Here is a 19,842-nt window from a genome sequence, read left to right as displayed (position 1 = left end):
GTCCTGTTTCCCTTTATGACACGATTAGCGGACGGTCTGGTCCGTATCGGCCAGGGCCGACTGCTGGTTCGGCACCTTCACCTTCAGATTCTCATGCATGAATTGCGTGCCGGCCGAAACGACGAGATCGCCGCTATCGAGGCCTTCGATCACATGCACGCCGTCGCCGGTGAAATCGGCGACCTTGATGTCGCGGCCATGCACAGTCGTCGTGTCGCGGTCGACGGTCCAGACCATCTGCTTGCCATCCTTTTGCGCGAGCGCGCTGAGCGGGATCGAGACATAGCTGTTGCCGTTGCTGACGTCGGCCTCGATCGTCGCGGTCATGCCGAGCAAGATGCGCGGATCGTTCGGCAGGCTTACCCGAACCGCAAAAGTGCGCGACTGCTGGTCGGCGCTGCCGGAAACCTCGCGCACCTTGCCGTCGAGCACCAGTCTGTCGTCGGCCCAGAAGCTTGCCTTGACCGTTTTACCGGGCTTGAATTCGGCAATGTCGTTTTCCGGAACCGCGATCTGCACTTCCTTCTCGCCATCGACGGCGACGGTGACGACGGCAGCGCCGGCGCCGACGACCTGGCCGATATCGGCATTGATCGCGGTGACGATGCCGTTCTGGCCGGCCTTGAGCTCGGTATAGCTCACCTGGTTCTTCGCCTGATCGAGTGCGGAGAGCGCGGCATCGCGCTGCGAGATCGCCTGGTCATGGCTGAGCGAGGCCTGTTCGACCTGCGACTTCGGCGCGACGCTCTTGTCGAAAAGCTGTTCGGCGCGTCTGTTGGCGAGATCGGCGGTTTCGACACCCCTTTCCGCCGAAGCGAGATTGGCGTCCGCCGTCTTGACCGCCAGCTGGTAATCCGTGGCGTCGACACGGGCGAGAACGTCGCCGGGTGTCACCCGGTCACCAATATCGACGAGGCGCTCGGTGATCTTGCCGGCGACGCGAAAGCCGAGGTTCATCTCCGTGCGCGCCTTGACCGAACCGGAATAATCGAGCTTGCGCGTGTCGCCTGTTTTGGCGATCTCGACGACCTTCACCGGCCGGATGACCTCCTTAACCTCAGCCTTCTCTTTCGAGCAGGCGGAAACGCCGATGCCGATAGCGCCGACGAGCACGAGGCTGGCGACGGACGGCATGCGATGGCTGAGGGTCTTGAGCGAAAACATCTTCCGCACTCCTGGATCGTTTCGGGGGTCCTGACGGCGGCTGCCGTCCGTTATTTCTTCAGGGCTCTGATCACGTAGTCGATCAGTTCGTCGACGCTTGCGCGGTTGGTTTTGGCAAGACATTGCGCCACCATCTGGGGATGGCAGAGATTAATGGTCGCTGCGCCGAAGCAGCGCGAGGCAACGACCGGGTCCTGTTCGGCGAATTCGCCGGCGGCGATGCCTTCGGCGATGATTTCGGCAATCAGATCGTGAACGCGATCGATATGTTTTTCGATAACGTGCCAGTCGCGCTCGATCGCGACGATGATCATCTCATGCACCTTCATCTCGTCGAGCATCAGATCCAGCGTCAACTGATGCTGGGTCTCGACATAGCGGCGCAACCGCTCGCTGGCGCTGATCGGCTGATGGCGGATGTCGTAGGCGATTTGATAAGCGGTGGCGAGCATGCGCCCGCAGAGCGCCTGGTGGATTTCCACCTTGGAGGCGAAGAAGCGATAGATATTGGCGGGCGACATGCCGAGATCGCGGGCGATGTCGGCCACCGTCGTCTTGCTGTAGCCGTAGTGACGGAACAGCCGCTCGGCGGCATCGAGAATGCGCGTGACATTCTCCTGCCGCGTGACGTCGAGCGTGTTTTCCGTGATGTCGTCCATGAATTTCGATACCTCGAATTACGACTGACGATTTTTGAATTTCGTCAGTCGTAAAATATCAGGCATCATTTGTCAACCTGCGGCAGCGCGACGCAGGGATGCGAGCGGTCAATACGCCGAGCTGCCGGCCCATTGAGCCCAACGAATTTCCCGGAAAGATATGAGAGGCGCTCGCCGTTCCAATTAAAAAGTGCCGCGACACGGAAGCGCGCGGCACCTCTTCTGGGATAGCGGAAATCAGGCGAGCTTGACGTCGAGCGTGATCGGAACGGCGGCGAGCGCCTTGGAAATCGGGCAGCCGGCCTTCGCTTTGTTGGCGAGTTCGGTGAAGGTCGCCTCATCGGCGCCGGGGATGCGACCGGAGAGAGACAGATGGATGGCGGTGATGGCAAAGCCGCCCTCGACGCTTTCGAGCGTCACCTTGGCAGAGGTTTCCATATGCTCGGCGGTAAAACCCGCTTCGCCGAGGATCAGCGACAGTGCCATGGTGAAGCAGCCGGCATGGGCTGCGCCGATCAGCTCTTCCGGGTTGGTGCCGGGAATGCCTTCGAAGCGGCTTGCAAAGCCATAGGGATAGTCCTTCAGGGCGCCACTCTGCGTCGAGATCAGGCCTTTGCCGTCCTTGAGACCACCGCTCCAATGCGCCGAAGCCGTACGATTGATCTGCATGCCATCCTCCTGTTTTCGATTGAGCTTTCGAGGGACAGCGGGATGCCGTCCCATCCGGAAAGAGGACATCGAAGTCCCCACCGGCAATATAACGCTCTATCGGACGAAGACGACATCTTCATAACCCAAATCCGCAATGCCGACGGCAGCTTCGCCGGGTGCTAACAATGAAAGGATCGCGCAAGCGGATTTTTTCATTCTCAGTGTCGGATATGGGGCGCTTCGCCCGTCATAATGGAAGCTCAAAGAGGAGATTTGGAATGGCCAGAGCAGTCGCAATTATCATCGCCCGCATCATCTTCAGCTTCGTCTTCTTCATGGCTGCCGGCTTCAAATTCGCCGATATCGGCGCGACGGCGGCCTATATCGCCGCTGCCGGCTTCCCGATGGCGACCTTTCTCAGCTGGGTCGCAGCCTTCTTCGAGATCGCCCTGGCCCTCGCTTTCATATCGGGGGCCTTCTTCACCGAAGCCAGCCTGCTGGCAGGCATCTATGTGATCTTCCTCGCCTTCTCCTTCCACGGCCCATCCCATTGGCAGCAGAACCAAGCCGAGTTCGGCTTCTTCATCGATCACTTCACCTTCCTCGCCGGCCTGCTCTTTGCCGCCGTCCATGGGCCAGAAAAATGGGCGCTTCGCCGCAGCCTTATCAAATAGTCGGTCGGCCACGACCGTTCCGGAACCAAGAGGCGCTCCGATCATTGCTTACCGGCAATCGGCAAACAGGAGCGGCTCATGACGTTCGAGGGAAAGAGCGCATTGGTGACGGGAGCAGGCTCCGGCATCGGTAAGGCGACTGCACTGAAGTTCGCCGCCGAAGGCGCAAGGGTCGCGGTGCTCAGCCGCACGGAAAGCGAGGTGCTGGAAACCTGCCGGGAAATTGCCGCAGGCGGCGGTCGGTCGATTGCGCTGACCGCCGACACGAGCGACGAAGCCCAAATGCGCGCGGCAATCGACAGGATGACGCAAACCTTCGGCTGCATCGACATCGTCGTCGCCAATGCCGGCATCAACGGCGTCTGGGCGCCGATCGACGATTTGAAACCCGATGAATGGGACCGGACGATGGCCGTGAACCTGCGCGGCACCTATCTGACGCTGCATCTGATCGTGCCTTATCTGAAGCTGAACGGCGGCTCCATCGTCGTCGTATCCTCCATCAACGGCACGCGCACCTTCACGACACCGGGCGCCACGGCCTATACCGCCACCAAGGCCGCGCAGCTTGCCATCGTTCAGCAGCTTGCGCTGGAACTCGGAAAACATCACATCCGCGTCAATGCCGTTTGCCCCGGGGCGATAGAGACCGAGATTGCCGCCAACACCACCACGCGGCATCGTGAGGAAACCGAGGTGCCCGTCATCTGGCCGCAGGGCGAAATTCCGATCACCGACGGCAGGAAGGGCGCAAGCGAGGATGTGGCCGAGGCAATCCTCTTCCTTGCATCCGAGCGCGCCCGCCATATTACCGGCACACCCATCTGGATCGATGGCGGCCAGAGCCTGCTGCGATAGAGCAACTCCTGGGATCAGGTGTTCAGCCGCGCGCTGTCGAGCGTATAAAGCTCCCGCGCGCGCTGAACGCCACGCAACGCATAGCGCCCGATGCAGGCGAGCGATGGGCGCTTTTCCTCCGGTATTGCCGCGGCAAAATCGGAGGAGATCAACAGATTAAGATCGACCGAACGGCACATCGAGGCAATGCGGCTGACCTCGTTGACGGCAGGGCCGATGACCGTGAAATCAAGCCGGTCCTGGCTGCCGATATTGCCGTAGAACACATCACCAATATGCAGGCCGATATAAATATCGGTGGTTGGCCGGCCATCGGCCTCACGTGCGGCGTTCAGTTCGCGCAGTTTTTCCCGCAGAAGCGCTTCGGCCTTGAGCGCTGCGCGGCAAGTCTCCGCCGGCACCTCGCCCTTGAAGATCGCGAGCACGCCGTCGCCAATGAGCTTCAGCACGTTGCCGCCCACCGCATGGACCGCAGAGATCGCCACCTCGCTGTAGTCGTTTAGCAGCGGGATGATTTCCTCCGGCGGCACGCGATCGGAAATCTTGGTGTAGTTCAGGAGATCGGAAAACCAGAGTGCAGCCGAAATCCGCTCCGATTTGCCGCGGGTGATCTTGCCTTCCATGACCTGGCGCGCCGCATCCTCGCCGAGATAGACTTCCGCGATGGTGCGCGCGATACGCCCGAGCGCGATGCACTTGATCGCTAGCCCCAGCACCGGCACGAGCTTGCGCAGGATGGCGAGATCGTGGTCGGAAAAGCCCTCGGGATGTTTGGTCGCGAAATGCGAGAAAAAGCAATCCATTTCACCGATCGTGCCGGCTTCACTGAAACGATGCATCATCGCCACGAAATCGGTGTTGCCGGCTTCCGCGATCTTGTCGAGCATGGTGAAATCGATCGGATCGCCGAAGCCGATACGCCGGCGCACCTCCCGCTCGTTGCCCGACCAAAGATGGTAGAAGGCCGAACGCTGCCAGCTCGACGCCGCTTCGCCCGAACTCGTCGGACCATATTCGAATTCCGTCTCTATCTCCTCCTCGCTGTCCCAGCGGAAGGCCCGGCCTTCATGAACCGGATGAAGCGTATCCATCAGCGCCATGCCGCGGTCGAGCGGCAGGCCCGCATCCCGACAGGCCGCGCAGAAGCCGGTCATCAGCTCGGCTTCGGAAGCGCCCTTCAGCCCCTGCTCCGTGACCCAGGCTGCGATACTGCTGACGTCGCTGTAATCCATGTCACTCACCCCGTTCATGCCAAGCTGTAGCCCGATTTCGCCATGGAAGGAAACCCGATTGGCTCAATCGCCCGCGGGCATATTATAGGGCGTCACGATTTCGACGGAAGAAAGTGAGGCTGGTATCGGCCGCCCCGATGCCGCGCTCCGGCTCATGATCGCCCTGAAGGCCGAACGCGCATCGGTTCTGAGATCGTGATGCAGCACGAAGCCGATCCGGCGCGCGGCAAGCAAGGCGCGATTGTCCGCATCCAGATCATGGGCAACGAAAACGCGGACCGGACGTTCGGCTGCATCGAAGGCCGCCAACACCGCCCGGTTGCCGCCGCCGATCGAATAGACGGCGTTGATGGCTGGATCGGCGGCAAGCGCTGCCGCCGCAAGCGTCCCCGTCGCGGCATCGGTGCCGTGTCCCTCACTGATTTCGGTGACGCCAATTCCGGGATAATGGGCGCGGATAACCCGGCGAAAGCCGATTTCGCGCTCCTCCTCGCCGCGGAACCGCCCGCTCGACAACGTCACCAGCACCTTGCCGCGATGATCTACGAGAAATTCGCCGATCAGATAGGCGGCGGTCTCCCCCGCCGCCCGGTTGTCGGCGCCGGCATAGGCGATGCGCGCCGAATTTGGCAGGTCTGTCACCAGCGTTACCACGGGAATGCCGGCCGCATCCGCCCGTGCAACGGCAGTTGTCACCTCGGCAACATCAGGCGCCTTGAGCACGATGCCATGCGTGCCGCGCAGCCGGATGCGATCGAGAAGCTGCACCAGTTCGGCCGGCTTCATCACCTCGGCGAAATGAAAACGGCAGCGGAAGATGCCGGGCAGGAAAGCCGCCATCTCCGCCTCGAAGGCGGCGCGCACCGCATCGCTGAACCGCTGCGGCGTCTCCATGACGATATCGATCGCCAGCGTGCGCCCGCTGCCCACCGCACCGGCATGCTGCTTCTCCAACTCGGCGATCGCCGCCCTCACCCGCATTTCCGTCTGCCGGCGCACGCCCGGTCTGCCGTTCAGCACCCGATCGACGGTCGCCGTGCTCAATCCGGCCTGGAAGGCAATATCCTTGACGAGAAAGAGATGTGCCATAGGGCTCGATCTGATGGTTTTTTGATGGGTTTCTGATCTATATCACCTGATATCGCGGCGTATAGTGCCTCCATGGGAAGAGGAGATGCCCGCCATGAAAACCGACAACCGGCAGGAGATGCGCGCAGACCGCGTCTGGCTGAGCGAAGACGCCTGCGATCTCGACGATTTTCGCCAGCTTGCGGAAAAGACGACCGCGCTTGCCGATTATCCCTCGGCTTCCGCGGTCGAAAAAAACGTGCTGATCTATGACAGCCGCAAGGTGATGGAGGCCGCCGCAACGCCTGACGGACGGCGCGCCGTGCTGGCCGAGATCTGCGAAGCCTTCGGCGAAGGTCCAGGCGTCGTCGTATTCAAGCGGGCTTTCGAGGATACCGGCATCATTGACCGCGCCAGCACGATCTTCGACGCGATCATCGAGGAGCAGCACCGTACCGCAACCGGCGGCGGCGATCACTTCGCCAAGCCCGGCGCCAACGACCGCATCTGGAATTCGCTGGAAAAACATTGCCTCGCCGATCCTGCGAATTTCGCCGAATATTACGGCAACGCCATCATCGCGCTGGCGAGCCAAGCCTGGCTCGGCCCGAGCTACCAGATGACGGCGCAGGTGAACCGCGTCAATCCGGGCGGTTCGGCGCAATCGGCCCATCGCGACTACCATCTGGGTTTTCAGTCGTCTGAGGTGATTGAACAGTTTCCGGCGCATGTGCACCGGCTTTCGCCGGTGCTGACGCTGCAGGGCGCGGTCGCCCATTGCGATATGCCGCTCGAAAGCGGCCCGACACTGTTCCTACCGCACAGCCAGACCTACGTGCCGGGCTATCTCGCGCTGAAGCGGCAGGAATTTCGGGATTATTTCGAAACCCATCATATCCAGCTGCCGCTCGAAAAAGGCGATGTCGTCTTCTTCAATCCCGCGCTCTTCCACGCCGCCGGCACCAACCGCTCGGCCGATATCAAGCGTGTCGCCAACCTGCTGCAGGTCTCCTCCGCCTTCGGCCGGGCCATGGAAACCGTCAACCGCAAAAGGATGAGCGCCACGCTCTTTCCCGCCTTGAAAACCTTGCAGGGCAAACTCTCGCCTGATGAAATCGCCAACGCTGTCGCCGCCTGCGCCGAAGGCTATTCCTTCCCGACCAATCTCGACCGCGACCCACCGCTCGGTGGGTTGGCACCAAAGACGCAGGCGCAGCTGATGCACGAAGCGTTGCGGGAAGGCTGGAGTGACGACGCCTTTACGGCAGCCCTTGCCGAGCAGGCACAGAAGAAACTGACCTGACTTGGAGGCTGGAGCTGCCCCTCTCATCCGCACTGACATAAAGGCCTTCCGCACTCGCGGGAGGCCATGCACATATCATCAACAAGGAGGAAACACATGAGCACGGACCACGGCCGCCTCGACGGCAAGATCGCCATCGTCACCGGCGGCACGCAAGGATTGGGAGCCACCATTGCCCGCCTCTTCGCCGAACGCGGTGCGGAAGGCATCGTCATCTGTGGGCGCAACGAAGCCAAGGGCAAGGCGAAGGCCGCGGAGATTTCGGCCGCGACCGGCACCAAGGTCAATTACGTCAAGACCGATCTCGGAAGGGTGGAAGATGCGCAGAATGTCGTGCGCGCCTGCGACGAGGCCTTCGGCCGTGTCGATGCACTGGTCAATGCCGCCGCCATCACCGATCGCGGTACGATCCTTGACACAAGCCCGGAACTCTTCGACGCCATGTTCGCCGTCAATGTGCGCGCGCCGTTTTTCCTGATGCAGGAAGCGGTGAAGGTCATGCGCCGCGAAAAGATCGAGGGAACGATCGTCAATATCGGCTCGATGTCGGCCAAGGCAGGCCAGCCCTTCATCGCCGCCTATTGCGCCTCCAAAGGTGCGTTGGAAACGCTGACGAAGAACACCGCCTACGCGCTGCTGCGCAACCGCATCCGCGTCAATGGCCTCAACATCGGCTGGATGGCCTCCGAAGGCGAGGACCGGATCCAGCGCGAATATCACGATGCGCCCGCCGACTGGCTGGAAAAGGCGGCCGCCGGCCAGCCCTTCGGCCGTCTCGTCGATCCGCATGAGGTGGCACGCGCCTGCGCTTACCTGTCGTCTTCCGAATCCGGCCTGATGACCGGCTCGGTCATCTGCTTCGACCAGTCGATCTGGGGTGCCTATGACGGCTCGCCGCATCCGGTCGCAGCCCTCTGAGAAACAGGAGCCCGGTAATTCCATGCCGCGCTCTGGCACCTCCCAGGATTTGCCGCTAGGAGAAGGGCGGTAGCATTCAGGGAGGAACTGGCGTGGCCGACAATCCGCTTTACGACATTCGCGATGAACGTTTCGGCGCCCTGGTCATCGGCAGCGCGTCGCTCGAGGAGCTCTATTCCGGCTGCCGCTGGACGGAAGGTCCGGTGTGGTTTTCCGACCTGAACTGCCTGCTCTGGAGCGATATCCCGAATGAACGCATGATGCGCTGGACAACGGATGGGACGGTTTCCGTCTTCCGCTCGCCCTCCAACTACGTCAACGGCAATACCCGCGACAGGCAAGGCCGGCTCATCTCCTGCGAACATGGCGGCCGCCGCGTCACCCGCACGGAGACGGATGGCACCATCACTATTCTCGCCGACAGCTACAAGGGCAAGCGGCTGAACTCGCCGAACGACGTCGTCGTGCACTCCGACGGCGGGGTCTGGTTCACCGACCCGACCTACGGCATCCTCTCGGATTACGAAGGCCACAAGGCCGAGCCCGAGCAGCCCACCCGCAACGTCTACCGTATCGACCCCGCCAGCGGCGCGATCGAGGCGGTGGTCGAGGACTTCATCCAGCCGAACGGCCTTGCCTTCTCGCCCGATGAGACGAAGCTTTACATCGCCGATTCCGGATCGGCAAAACATGAGGTGCCGCGCCACGTAAGAGTTTTCGACGTGATTGACGGCAGAAGGCTTGCGAACAGCCGCTATTTCTGCAGCCTCGACGTCGGCAATCCCGACGGCTTCCGCTTCGATGTCAGCGGCAATCTATGGACGAGCGCGTCTGACGGCGTGCACTGCTTTTCGCCGGATGGCGCCCTGCTCGGCAAGATCCTGGTGCCGCAGACGGTGTCCAACCTCACCTTCGGCGGCCCCAAGAAGAACCGGCTCTTCATCACCGCGACGCGCTCGGTCTATTCGATCTATACCAAGACGAACGGCGCACAATATCCATAGATCAAGCCTTCGGCTTATCGGGGCGCCCGTGCAGCGGCTCGGCGCGGTGCCAGTTCTCCAGGATGCGGCCGTCGGTATGTTTCTGCCGCGCCCAGCGGATGCCGTTCGAGATCACCTTATGCACCGTCTTGTCGTGATAGATCGGATAGGTCTCGTGGCCGGGGCTGAAGAAGAAGATGCGCCCGCGCCCGCGTTGGAAGGTGCAGCCGCTGCGGAACACCTCGCCGCCGGAATACCAGGAGATGAACACCAGCTCGTCCGGCTGGGGAATGTCGAAAGGCTCGCCGTACATTTCCGAGGCATCGACCTCGAAATAGGGCGGCAGGCCTTCGGCGATCGGATGCGAGGGATTGACCACCCAGACCCGCTCGAGATCGCCGGCCGGGCTCTCGCGCCAGGAAAGATTAGCATTGGTGCCCATTAGCCGGCGAAAGAGCTTGGAATGGTGGCCGGAATGCAGCACCAGCAGGCCCATTCCCTTCAGAACACGCTGCTGCACGCGGTCGATCAGACCATCGCTGACCTCCTCATGCGCCATATGTCCCCACCAGAGCAGCACGTCGGTATCGTTGAGCACGCTATCCGGCAGGCCCTCGTCGGGATCGTCAAGCGTGCCGCGGCGGATTTCGAAATCCGGATGGGCAATGCCGGCGGCGATCGCCCCGTCGATGCGATCGGGATAGATTTCCTGGACCTCCCTGTGGAGCTGCTCGTGGCGTCCTTCGTTCCAGATGGTGACCTTGATTGTCATGGCATTCCTCTATGTGTCAGTGTCAAACGGTGGCCGGACGGATGACCCGGCCGGCGGAATCGAACAGGTGGCAGGCGGCGGGATCGGCCGTCAGCGACACGCGGTCGCCCGGCCGCACGGCGATATCGCCCTCGGCGCGCACGACGATCGGCTGCTGCGGCGAGCCGACGGTCATGTAGGTCTCGACGCCGAGCCGCTCGACGATGACAACCTCGGCCGTGAAATTACCTTGCCCGTCGGGCGCGATCTTCAAATGCTCCGGCCGTATGCCGAGCTTCCCCTCGCCTTGCGGCACCGCACCGTTGTTGTCGGTGAGATCGAGTGAAAGGCCCATTGAACTATCGAGATGCAGCTTGCCTGACGACGGACGCGTCGCCGTGACCGGTATGATGTTCATCTTCGGCGAGCCGATGAAGGTCGCGACGAATTCATTGTCCGGCTGATGATAGAGCGCCATCGGCGCCCCTTCCTGTGCCACCACACCCTTGTTCAGCACGACGATGCGGTCGGCCATCGTCATCGCCTCCACCTGGTCGTGGGTAACATAGACGACGGTCGCCTTCAGCTCGCGATGCAGGCGCTGCAATTCGGCACGCATTTGCACGCGCAGCGCCGAATCGAGATTCGACAGCGGCTCGTCGAACAGGATCAGCGAAGGTTTCTTGATGATGGCGCGGCCGATCGCCACGCGCTGCCGCTGGCCGCCGGAAAGGGCGCCCGGGCGGCGGTCGAGATAATCGGTAAGCTGCAGGATCTCGGCGACACCCTCCACCTGGCGGCGGATCTCCGCCTCCGGCACCTTCTTCAGGCTGAGGGAGAAACCGATGTTTTCGGCAACCGTCATATGCGGATAGAGCGCATAGGACTGGAACACCATGGCGATTCCGCGCTTATCCGGCGGCACGTCGTTGATGCGCTTGCCGTCGAGGATCAGATCGCCGTGATCGATGCCTTCAAGCCCGGCGATCATGCGCAGCAGCGTGGACTTACCGCAGCCCGACGGGCCGACGAAGACCGCGAATTCACCGTCTTCCACGGTGATATCGACACCCTTGATGACCTCGAGCGCGCCGTAGAATTTGCGAACGTTTCTGAGATTGATCATCTGTTTCTCTTTCTTGATCTCAGCCCTTCACGCCGCCCGAAAATGTCTGGACGAGGAAGCGCCGCGCAAAACCGAAGGCGACGACGGCAGGCAGCAGGTAGATGAAGGCGAGCGCGGTCAGCAGGCCGTAGTCGATCTCGTTGATACGCAGAAAGGCGCGGAAGAGACCGAGCGGCAGCGTCTGCAGCTCCGGCGATGACAGGAAGATCAGCGGCAGCAGGAAATCGCCCCAGGCCGACATGAAAGCGAAGAGCCCGGCCGCTGCCAGCCCCGGCAGCGCCAGCGGGATCAGCACTCGGCGGATGCGCTGGATGAGCGTCGCCCCATCCATCAGCGCCGCCTCCTCATAGTCCCTCGGCAGCCCGTCGAAGAAGGTCTTCATGATCCAGAGCGCCAGCGGCAACTGCATCGTCGCCAGCACCAGGATCAGCCCGAGATAACCGTCGATGAAGCCGGTCCAGCGCATGATGTCACGGGCATAGCTGCCGAAGATTGGCCTCAGCACCGCCGCTTCGGCATTGTTCAGCGTCAGCAGGAACTTGTAGAGCGGCACGACGAGCGCGGTTGGGGGCAGCACGCGGATGAGCAGGATCGCGTAGAGGAAAGGCAGCTTCCACCAGGCCCTTGTGCGCGACAGCGCATAACCGCCAAGCCCCGCAAGCACCATGACGAGCAAAGTGGCGCCGCCGACCACGAAGAGCGAGTTGAACAGCCACTTCGCCCCGTCTTCCTTGGTGAAGACCCTTATATAGTTGGCGAAGGTCCATTGCTCCGGCCAATGCAGGAAAAGCTGCGCATTGCCGTCGAGCGAGGCAAGCAGCACCCAGAAGAAAGGAATGGCGCAGAAGATCGAGATCAGCGACAGCGTCGCATAGGCGATGAGGTCGGACCGAACCTTGTTTGCGGTCTCGCTCGGGGAAACGACTGTCATCTCAGACCTCCACCTTCATCGCCCGGACATAAGCGATGCCGAGAATTAGAGAGATGACGAGCGCGACGACGGCGACCGCAGCGCCATATCCCAGTTGGAACGCCGTGAAGGACTGGTTGTAGATATAGATGCTGACGACCTCGGTCGCCCCGCCCGGCCCGCCGCGCGTCAGCGCATAGACGAGGCCGAAGACGGCGATGGTGGAGACGGCCGAGATCAGCATGTAAAGCAGGATCGTTGGCATCATCAGCGGCAGGGTGATGCGGCGGAACATCTGCGAGGGCGTGGCGCCATCCATGCGGGCCGCCTCGTAGATCTCGGCCGGAATGGTGCTGAGGCCCGCGGTCAGCAGGATCATCGCTGTCGCGATGCCGCGCCAGGTGTTGACGATGATGATCATCGACAGCGGGAAGACCTGCAGCCAGTCGGCCGGTGTGAGGCCGAAGAAGCTGACGATGCGGCTGAGCGTGGCATTGTCGCCACCCGCCAGCATCGAGATCCACATGAAGCCGGCAACCACCTCGGGGGCGGCATTCGGCAGCAGGATGATCGAGGAGAATATTCGCCGGAAGCGGATCGGCCGGCGCAGCGCGACTGCCGAGATCAAGCCGAGCACGAACTGGCCGATTACAGCCGACCCGATGACGAAGACGAAGGTGACGAACAGCGCGTTCCAGAATTTCGCGTCGTTGAAGAGCCGCGCATAATTCCGGAAGCCGACGAAGCGGGGCCGAAGTGCGGCCGCCCCGGTCAATGCTTCATTGGTGAAGCTCAAATAGATCGAATAGACGGCCGGATAGATGACGAAGGCCAGAAGCAGCACCAGCGAGGGCAGCAGGATCAACAGCCATTGCCGCTCGGCGCGCGTTTCATGAGAGTTTCGGGCCATGGAAGCTCACAACCTTGCCGAATGAAGCGGCCATCAGATGAAAGCGGGAACGCGGGCGTTGGTGCCGCGTCCCCGTTCGCGAGGAAAGAAAGACTAGGCTTACTTCACCTTGTCGTCGCCGAGCGTTTCCTTGACGTAGTCGACAAGGATCTTCTGGGCGCCGGCGGCATCGGTCTCCTTGCGCAGCAGCGCTTCGGTGGCGCGCGCCACACCTTCAGAGACCGTGCCGAAGCCGGAGGCCTGCTTCAAAAACACGCCGTTTCCGGCCGCTGCATGAATCGGAACCAGTTCCGTCAGCTTCTGGAAGTCGGCATTCGTTGCCGCATCCTTGCTCGCCGGAATGTTGCCGATGCGGGCGGCATAGGAAACCTGCGTCTCGATCGAGCCGATCTCCATCAGCGCCTTGATCGCCAATTCCGTATTGGCAGACTTGGAATTGACCGCCCACGGGGCAGCAAGGTTGGCGAGCACGTACTGGCCGTTGCTCTGGCCGGGAACCGTCCAGGTGCCGACCACCTTCGTCACGTCAGGGATCGGGTTTTTGCTTTCGCGGCCCCAGTCGAAAATGTAGCACCAGGAGCCGCAGGTGGTCGCAACAAGCTTACCGGCCGGGAACATCTGATACTTCGGCACGACCCAGGGCTCGGGCCCGAGCAGCGGCTGCGTCGGCATCAGATCCTTGTCGATCAGTTCCTTGTAGACGTCGAAGACATCCTTGACGCCTTCACCATTAAGATCGAGCTTGCCGTCGGCATCGACGAGCTGCGGCGTCTTCGAACCGACGAGCAGATGCTGGAAGCCTTCGTCGAAGGCGCCGCTTCCCCAGGAAACGCCGGCCGGGAACAGCAACCCGTAGGCGCCGGTCTTCTGCTTGATTTCCGCGGCGCGGTCGAGAAGCTCCCGCCAGGTCTTCGGCTGCTCGGTCGAGATGCCGGCCTTTTCGAGAACGTCCTTGCGGTAATAGATTTCCTGGATGCCGAGCATGAACGGCATCACATAGGTTTCGCCATCCGGGCTGACGGCAAGTTCCTTGGCGACGTCATAAAGGTTGCCGTAGCCGTCCCAGGCCTTGAATTCCTTGGTAACAGGCGCGAGGTAGCCGGCTTCCACCATGTCGGCAACGGCAGCCGTCGTCGGAATGGAGAAGAGGTCGGGCGCGTTGCCGGCACCGAGTTCCGTCAGCAGCTTGGTCAGGTAATCCTTGTCAGGCGCCGGATATTCGATGACCTCGACGGTCACGCCATATTTCTTTTCGATCCGCTCGACCGTCGACTTCATCGCGTCGATGCCCGCCTGACCGTGATTTGCAATTCGGATTGTTTCAGCCTGCGCCAGTGTCGAAACCGCGCTGAGCAGAATGGCGCACAGGCCACCAAGAACCGTCTTTTTCAACGGAAGTCCTCCCTTTTCTAGAGACACGGCGCCCTCCAGCACCAGTCGCCGAAATGTACACGTATTCCAAATGCTGGCAAGGCGGGATTTTGAAAAGATTCGAGATCGAGTTTTAATACATTGATATTACACATATATCTAAAACTTGCCATCATCACGCCATTTGTGTAATCGTGTACAAAATGCATTCAGGGAGGAATTTCATGTCTGAGAAATTGCGCCTCGGCGTCATCGGCGCCGGATTGAAGGCCGCCGAATATGCCGAGAGCTGGGTTGGGATGCCGGAGATCGAATTTACAGCGCTGGCGGATACCACGGCGGCCTCGCGCCAGCGCCTGATCGACGTCTGCCTCGCCGCCGGCGCGTCCGAACCGAAAGGTTTCGAGGACTATCGCCAGATGCTCGCCGAAATGCGCGGCGAACTCGACATCGTCTATGTCTCCACCCCGCATGCCTTCCATGCCGAGCAGGCGACCGCCGTCGCCGAGGCCGGTCTCGATCTCTTCCTGGAAAAGCCGATGGTGACGACGGTCGCTGAGGCCGAGCGGCTGATCGCCGCGCAGAAGAAGAGCGGCGTCACCATCGTCACCGCCTTTCAGGGCGGCCTGTCACCCCTCGTGCTCGACACACGCAGGCGGGCGCTATCAGGCGAATTCGGCGAACTGATCGCCATATCGGGCATGATCTGGGAAAGCTGGTCATCGAACTACGACGGCCATTGGAAGCAGCAGCCTGAAATCTCCGGCGGCGGCTTCATGTTCGATACCGGCGCCCACATGATGAACACCGTCTGCCTGCTCGCCAATTCCGATTTCGACAGCGTTTCGGCCTACATGAACAACCACGACAAAAAGGTCGACATATCAACCGCCGTCTCCGCCCGGCTGAGGAATGGCGCACTGGCGACGCTGACGGCCGCCGGCGAGGGCCCTCCCGGCTGCGCTTCCTACATCACCTTCTTCTATTCGAAGGCGATCGTGCGCATCGACGCCTGGGGCGGCTGGCGCGAAATCAGCGTCGGCCGCAACGCCGAGCCGCGCGAGGAGGCCGAGATTCTCGGCAATCCGATGAAGAATTTCCTCGCCATTCGCGCGGGAAAGATGGAAAACTCCGGCTCCGTTGAAATGGGCCTCAGATTCGCTAGGCTATGGGATGCAATTAAGGAATCGGCGGCGGCCGACGGCGCTTCCGTCAGGATCGTCGCCCGATAGGCGCTGAAGATGAGCGGAATGAACAGACGGCGGATCACCTCCAAGGAACTGGCCAAGCTCGCCGGCGTCTCCTCCGCCACCATTTCCCGCGCCTTCTCGCCGGATTCGCGCATCGGCAGCGCGACGCGCGATCGCATCCTCGCCGTCGCCCGCGAGCACGGCTACCAGCCGAACGCCATCGCCCGTTCGCTGAACAATCAACGCTCACGCCTGGTGGCCCTCGTCGTCAATGCGATCGGCAATCCATGCGAGGCGGAGGAGCAGCAGCTTCTCGTCCACCGCCTGCAGGCGCGGCAACTGCTTCCCATCATCCTCTGCTGCGCCGACCATTCCGATCGGCTGCAGTTGATGCGGCTTGCCTCCACCTATCAGGTCGATCACGTCGTCGTCTTCTCCGACATGGTGTCGATGCAGGATGCCGTCGACATCTTCCACACGACGAAGCCGATCATCGTCTCTTTCGAGCCGCTCGAAAGCGAAAACGTTTCCAGCATCCGCATTGACGGCTCCAAGGCCGCCGACGAAATCATCGAGAAGATCGTGCGCGACGGTAAGAAGCGCTTCGCCTATCTCTCCGGCACCAATTCGAGCTGGATCGACAAGCTGAGGCGCAAATGGTTCGCCGATGCGCTCGCCAAACGCGGGCTCTCCTTCGAGGCGCAAGCCTTCGGTGACTATTCCTATGATTCCGGCTTCAAGGAAGCCGTGCTCCTGCTGCACCGCGACAAGGTCGACGCCATCATCTGCGGCAACGACGTCATGGCGATCGGCGCGCGCGATGCCGCGCGCCGCGTGCTCGGCAGGAATACGCCTGATGATATCGCCATCGTCGGTCAGGACGGCATTGCCATGGCCGCCTGGGATTGCAACGACCTCACGACGCTGAGCCTCGACCACACCGCCTTCATCGATGCCGTTGTCGAATTGATCGAACGTCACGATGCCGAGATCGAAGGCCCGCACAGCATCACGCTCACCTGCACCCCTCGCTGGGGCTCGACCGCCTGATGCATGCCATCAGGACGGATGAGGCGGTTCCGGATGACGGCATCACGGAAAAAAGCTAAAGCGCATCGCATGAATCAGATTTGACGCGAAGCGCTTGAACGGCCCGCACCCTATTGCATCAAGGAGGAATATCCGATGACCCGATTTTCACGCGCCGAAATGCGCCGCACCACTCCTGATGCCATGATCGGGAGAGGCTGAAATGCGTTCCATCGTTTCCTTCAACGAAGGCTGGAGTTTCCATGAGGGCTTCGGCCAGCGTCTGCTCGAGAGCTTCGACGCCGCCAAGCAGGTCAGCCTGCCGCATACCGCCGTCGAACTGCCCTTCAACTATTTCGACGAGACCGGCTATCAGCGCGCCTTCACCTATCAGAAGGTGCTGCGCTGGCTGCCGGAATTCGAGGGCCGCGAGGTCTCGCTGGTTTTCGATGCCGCCATGGCCGACAGCGTCGTCTATCTGAACGGCGAGGAAATTATCGCCCACAAGGACGGCTACACACCCTTCGAGGCCCGCCTCACCGGCAAGCTCATCAGGGGCGAAAACCTCGTGACCGTGAAGATCGACGGCAGTGAGAATCCCGGCATTCCGCCCTTCGGCGGCCGCATCGATTATCTCACCTATGCCGGCATCTACCGCGATGTCTGGCTGAAGGTCACCGATCCGGTCTCGATCCGCAATCTGAAGATCGAGACATCAGACGTTCTTCGCCCTAAGAAATCAGCAACCATCCGCGTCGACATCGCCAACCCGGAAGCTCGTACCTTCTCGGCAACCGTCACCGCCACGCTGAAGCAGGCCGACGGCACGATCATCGCCACCGCAGCAACCGAAACGATCGGCGAGCGCACCCGGCTTTCCTTCGGCGGCCTCACCGGCATCGCGCTCTGGGATATCACCGATCCCAACCTCTACGAGGTCACCGTCGAGCTTAGGACCGAGCATGGCTCCGACCGTCTCTCCGCCCGCTTCGGTTTCCGCACTGCCGAATTCACGCCCGAAGGCTTCCTGCTCAACGGCACGCCGCTGAAGCTACGCGGTCTCAACCGTCACCAGGCCTTCCCTTATGTCGGTTATGCCGCCGGCCGTTCCGCCCAGGAGCGCGACGCCGACATCATGAAAACGGTGCTGAAGTGCAATATCGTCCGCACCTCGCATTATCCGCAGTCGAAATGGTTCCTCGAACGATGCGACGCTATCGGCCTGCTCGTCTTCGAGGAAATCCCCGGCTGGCAGCATATCGGTGATGCCGACTGGCAGAAGGAATCGATCGAGAATGTGCGCCGCATGATCGAGCGCGACTGGAACCATCCCTCGATCATCATCTGGGGCGTACGCATCAACGAGTCGCAGGATAGTCACGACTTCTACGTCGAGACCAACCGGCTGGCCCGCGAACTCGACAGCACCCGCCAGACAGGCGGCGTGCGTTATCTCACAGAGAGTGAGCTGCTCGAAGACGTCTACACGATGAACGACTTCATCCTCGGCAACGAGGAACTGCCGGGCGCCAACCGCCCGCGCACGGCGCTCCGCGCCCAGCAGGAAAATACCGGTCTGTCCGCCAAGGTGCCGTACCTCATCACCGAGTTCAACGGCCACATGCACCCGACGAAGATTTATGATCAGGAGCAGCGCCAGGCCGAGCATGTGCGCCGTCACCTTGATGTGCTGAATGCCGCCTACGGCGATCCCGATATTTCGGGCGCCATTGGCTGGTGCATGTTCGATTACAACACCCACAAGGATTTCGGCTCCGGCGATCGCATCTGCTATCACGGCGTCATGGACATGTTCCGCGAGCCGAAATTCGCGGCCTATGCCTATACCAGCCAGTGCGATCCCTCAGACGAGATCGTCATGAAACCGGTGACCTTCTGGGCGCGCGGCGAGCGCAATATCGGCGGCGTTCTGCCGCTGATTATCCTCACCAACTGTGATGAGATTGAGCTGCAATACGGCTCGCTCAGCAAACGCATCGGTCCCGACCGCGAGAACTATCCGCATCTGCCGCATCCGCCTGTCGTGCTCGACCATCGGCACTTCACAGCCGATGAACTTGGCACCTGGGGTCTCGAATGGATCGACGGCACCTTCACCGGCTATATCGGCGGCGAGCCGGTGGCGAGCCTGACACTGGCGGCCGATCCGCTGCCGACGACGCTCGAAATCGTTGCCGACAGTTCCACGCTGAAGGCCCGGGAACGCGACAGCACGCGCGTCATCATCCGTGCGCTCGACCAGTGCGGCCAGCGCCTGCCCTTCATGAACGACAACATTTCGCTGAAGGTGCATGGCCCGGCAAAAATCGTCGGCCCGACCAATGTGCCGCTGCAGGGCGGCACTGCAGGCTTCTGGCTGGAGGCGACGGGGTTCACCGGCGAGATCACCGTCGAAGCGGTCTCCTCGCGTTTCGCACCGGTAACACTTGCCGTGACGGCCGTCGCCTAGCGCATATCCGAAAATCGAAATCGGTTTTCGGAAAGGATCATCCCGGACTCAAGGTGTTGGCGCGTCTTATCAGACGCGCTGCACTTCCATGGCTGTCACGCGATCCTTGCCTGGCTTTCCGGATCGAAGAACACGGCCTTGTCGAGATTGAAGGCGAGGCGGGTGTTTTGTCCTGGAGCGATGCGGGTATCGGCGCGCAGGCGTGCGACGACGGATTTGCCGCCGAGCTTGGTGACGGCGAAGGTGTCGGAGCCGGCGGGTTCGACGACCTCGATCAGGCAGTCGCCCTCGGTCAGCGAGCGCGCCTTGCGGTCGGCGCCGTCGGGATCGGTCAGGGCTTCGGGGCGGATGCCGAAGATCACCGGTTTGCCGGCATAGGAAGACAGGCCGTGATTGCCTGACATGACCGGCAGCCTGAGCGGGGCGGCATTCGGCCGTTCGAGCGAGACTTCCAGTCCGCCCCCGCCGTTTTCGACGGTGGCGTTGAGCAGGTTCATCGCCGGCGATCCCATGAAGTCGGCAACGAAGATATTGGCGGGATTGTTGTAGATCTCGGCCGGCGTGCCGAACTGCTG

At 61.6% G+C, this 19,842-nt stretch carries 19 protein-coding genes; 8 read left to right on the top strand and 11 right to left on the bottom strand.

Features of this window, described 5'->3' with window-relative positions:
• Positions 1-24: 24 nt before the first annotated feature.
• The 3 genes from EFQ99_RS19760 to EFQ99_RS19750 all read right to left on the bottom strand — a co-directional run bounded on the left by EFQ99_RS19760 (position 25) and on the right by EFQ99_RS19750 (position 2,492).
• Positions 25-1,164 carry an efflux RND transporter periplasmic adaptor subunit gene (locus tag EFQ99_RS19760; protein WP_126922884.1) on the bottom strand — a complete coding sequence of 380 codons (1,140 nt, stop codon included), beginning with the start codon at positions 1,162-1,164 and terminating at the stop codon, positions 25-27.
• 50 nt (positions 1,165-1,214) lie between these two features.
• Positions 1,215-1,823 (bottom strand): TetR/AcrR family transcriptional regulator, encoded by a 609-nt coding sequence (locus EFQ99_RS19755; protein WP_003590122.1) that lies wholly within the window; start codon positions 1,821-1,823, stop codon positions 1,215-1,217.
• Positions 1,824-2,060: 237 nt separating this feature from the next.
• Positions 2,061-2,492: an OsmC family protein gene (locus EFQ99_RS19750; RefSeq protein ID WP_088681612.1), complete on the bottom strand. Its 432-nt coding sequence runs from the start codon at positions 2,490-2,492 to the stop codon at positions 2,061-2,063.
• A 260-nt stretch (positions 2,493-2,752) separates the two neighbouring features.
• Here EFQ99_RS19750 and EFQ99_RS19745 point away from each other — a divergent pair, with 260 nt between their 5' ends.
• Both EFQ99_RS19745 and EFQ99_RS19740 read left to right on the top strand, forming a co-directional pair.
• Entirely contained in the window at positions 2,753-3,148 is a 396-nt protein-coding gene (locus EFQ99_RS19745) for a DoxX family protein (RefSeq protein ID WP_126922882.1), read from the top strand.
• Positions 3,149-3,226: 78 nt separating this feature from the next.
• Positions 3,227-4,006, top strand: a complete 780-nt coding sequence (locus EFQ99_RS19740) for an SDR family oxidoreductase (protein ID WP_126922880.1) — start codon at positions 3,227-3,229, stop codon at positions 4,004-4,006.
• Positions 4,007-4,020: 14 nt separating this feature from the next.
• On the opposite strand, the gene EFQ99_RS19735 is transcribed toward EFQ99_RS19740, so the two are convergent.
• Both EFQ99_RS19735 and EFQ99_RS19730 read right to left on the bottom strand, forming a co-directional pair.
• Positions 4,021-5,238 carry an adenylate/guanylate cyclase domain-containing protein gene (locus tag EFQ99_RS19735; RefSeq protein ID WP_126922878.1) on the bottom strand — a complete coding sequence of 406 codons (1,218 nt, stop codon included), beginning with the start codon at positions 5,236-5,238 and terminating at the stop codon, positions 4,021-4,023.
• Positions 5,239-5,301: 63 nt separating this feature from the next.
• Positions 5,302-6,327, bottom strand: a complete 1,026-nt coding sequence (locus tag EFQ99_RS19730; RefSeq protein WP_126922876.1) for a LacI family DNA-binding transcriptional regulator — start codon at positions 6,325-6,327, stop codon at positions 5,302-5,304.
• Positions 6,328-6,421: 94 nt separating this feature from the next.
• Here EFQ99_RS19730 and EFQ99_RS19725 point away from each other — a divergent pair, with 94 nt between their 5' ends.
• The 3 genes from EFQ99_RS19725 to EFQ99_RS19715 all read left to right on the top strand — a co-directional run bounded on the left by EFQ99_RS19725 (position 6,422) and on the right by EFQ99_RS19715 (position 9,531).
• Entirely contained in the window at positions 6,422-7,609 is a 1,188-nt protein-coding gene (locus EFQ99_RS19725; RefSeq protein WP_126922874.1) for a phytanoyl-CoA dioxygenase family protein, read from the top strand.
• Between the two features lie 96 nt (positions 7,610-7,705).
• Complete coding sequence (locus EFQ99_RS19720) at positions 7,706-8,527, top strand: SDR family oxidoreductase (protein ID WP_126922872.1); 822 nt, start codon at positions 7,706-7,708, stop codon at positions 8,525-8,527.
• A 92-nt stretch (positions 8,528-8,619) separates the two neighbouring features.
• Positions 8,620-9,531 carry an SMP-30/gluconolactonase/LRE family protein gene (locus tag EFQ99_RS19715; RefSeq protein WP_126922870.1) on the top strand — a complete coding sequence of 304 codons (912 nt, stop codon included), beginning with the start codon at positions 8,620-8,622 and terminating at the stop codon, positions 9,529-9,531.
• A gap of 1 nt (position 9,532) precedes the next feature.
• On the opposite strand, the gene EFQ99_RS19710 is transcribed toward EFQ99_RS19715, so the two are convergent.
• The 5 genes from EFQ99_RS19710 to EFQ99_RS19690 form a co-directional block, all read right to left on the bottom strand.
• Positions 9,533-10,282 (bottom strand): ThuA domain-containing protein, encoded by a 750-nt coding sequence (locus EFQ99_RS19710; RefSeq protein WP_126922868.1) that lies wholly within the window; start codon positions 10,280-10,282, stop codon positions 9,533-9,535.
• Between the two features lie 22 nt (positions 10,283-10,304).
• Positions 10,305-11,387, bottom strand: coding sequence for an ABC transporter ATP-binding protein (locus EFQ99_RS19705; RefSeq protein ID WP_126922866.1), 1,083 nt, complete (start codon positions 11,385-11,387; stop codon positions 10,305-10,307).
• 19 nt (positions 11,388-11,406) lie between these two features.
• Positions 11,407-12,318: a carbohydrate ABC transporter permease gene (locus EFQ99_RS19700; protein ID WP_126922864.1), complete on the bottom strand. Its 912-nt coding sequence runs from the start codon at positions 12,316-12,318 to the stop codon at positions 11,407-11,409.
• A 1-nt stretch (position 12,319) separates the two neighbouring features.
• The gene (locus tag EFQ99_RS19695) at positions 12,320-13,207 is read right to left on the bottom strand and encodes a carbohydrate ABC transporter permease (RefSeq protein WP_126922862.1); all 888 of its coding nucleotides are present in this window, start codon (positions 13,205-13,207) and stop codon (positions 12,320-12,322) included.
• A gap of 99 nt (positions 13,208-13,306) precedes the next feature.
• The gene (locus EFQ99_RS19690; protein ID WP_126922860.1) at positions 13,307-14,599 is read right to left on the bottom strand and encodes an ABC transporter substrate-binding protein; all 1,293 of its coding nucleotides are present in this window, start codon (positions 14,597-14,599) and stop codon (positions 13,307-13,309) included.
• Between the two features lie 203 nt (positions 14,600-14,802).
• On the opposite strand from EFQ99_RS19690, the gene EFQ99_RS19685 reads away from it, so the two are divergent.
• The 3 genes from EFQ99_RS19685 (at position 14,803) to EFQ99_RS19675 (ending at position 19,267) form a co-directional block, all read left to right on the top strand.
• Positions 14,803-15,810 (top strand): Gfo/Idh/MocA family protein, encoded by a 1,008-nt coding sequence (locus tag EFQ99_RS19685; RefSeq protein WP_126922858.1) that lies wholly within the window; start codon positions 14,803-14,805, stop codon positions 15,808-15,810.
• A gap of 9 nt (positions 15,811-15,819) precedes the next feature.
• Positions 15,820-16,818 (top strand): LacI family DNA-binding transcriptional regulator, encoded by a 999-nt coding sequence (locus EFQ99_RS19680; protein WP_126922857.1) that lies wholly within the window; start codon positions 15,820-15,822, stop codon positions 16,816-16,818.
• A gap of 202 nt (positions 16,819-17,020) precedes the next feature.
• Positions 17,021-19,267: a glycoside hydrolase family 2 protein gene (locus tag EFQ99_RS19675; protein ID WP_126922854.1), complete on the top strand. Its 2,247-nt coding sequence runs from the start codon at positions 17,021-17,023 to the stop codon at positions 19,265-19,267.
• Positions 19,268-19,362: 95 nt separating this feature from the next.
• On the opposite strand, the gene EFQ99_RS19670 is transcribed toward EFQ99_RS19675, so the two are convergent.
• Positions 19,363-19,842: TOBE domain-containing protein (locus EFQ99_RS19670; protein ID WP_126920875.1), on the bottom strand; the 480-nt coding region annotated here is incomplete at its 5' end.

This window comes from Rhizobium vallis (assembly GCF_003985155.1).
Lineage (GTDB): Bacteria > Pseudomonadota > Alphaproteobacteria > Rhizobiales > Rhizobiaceae > Rhizobium > Rhizobium vallis.
Note: the sequence above shows the minus strand (reverse complement) of the source record. Positions and strands in the feature narration are given on the sequence as shown.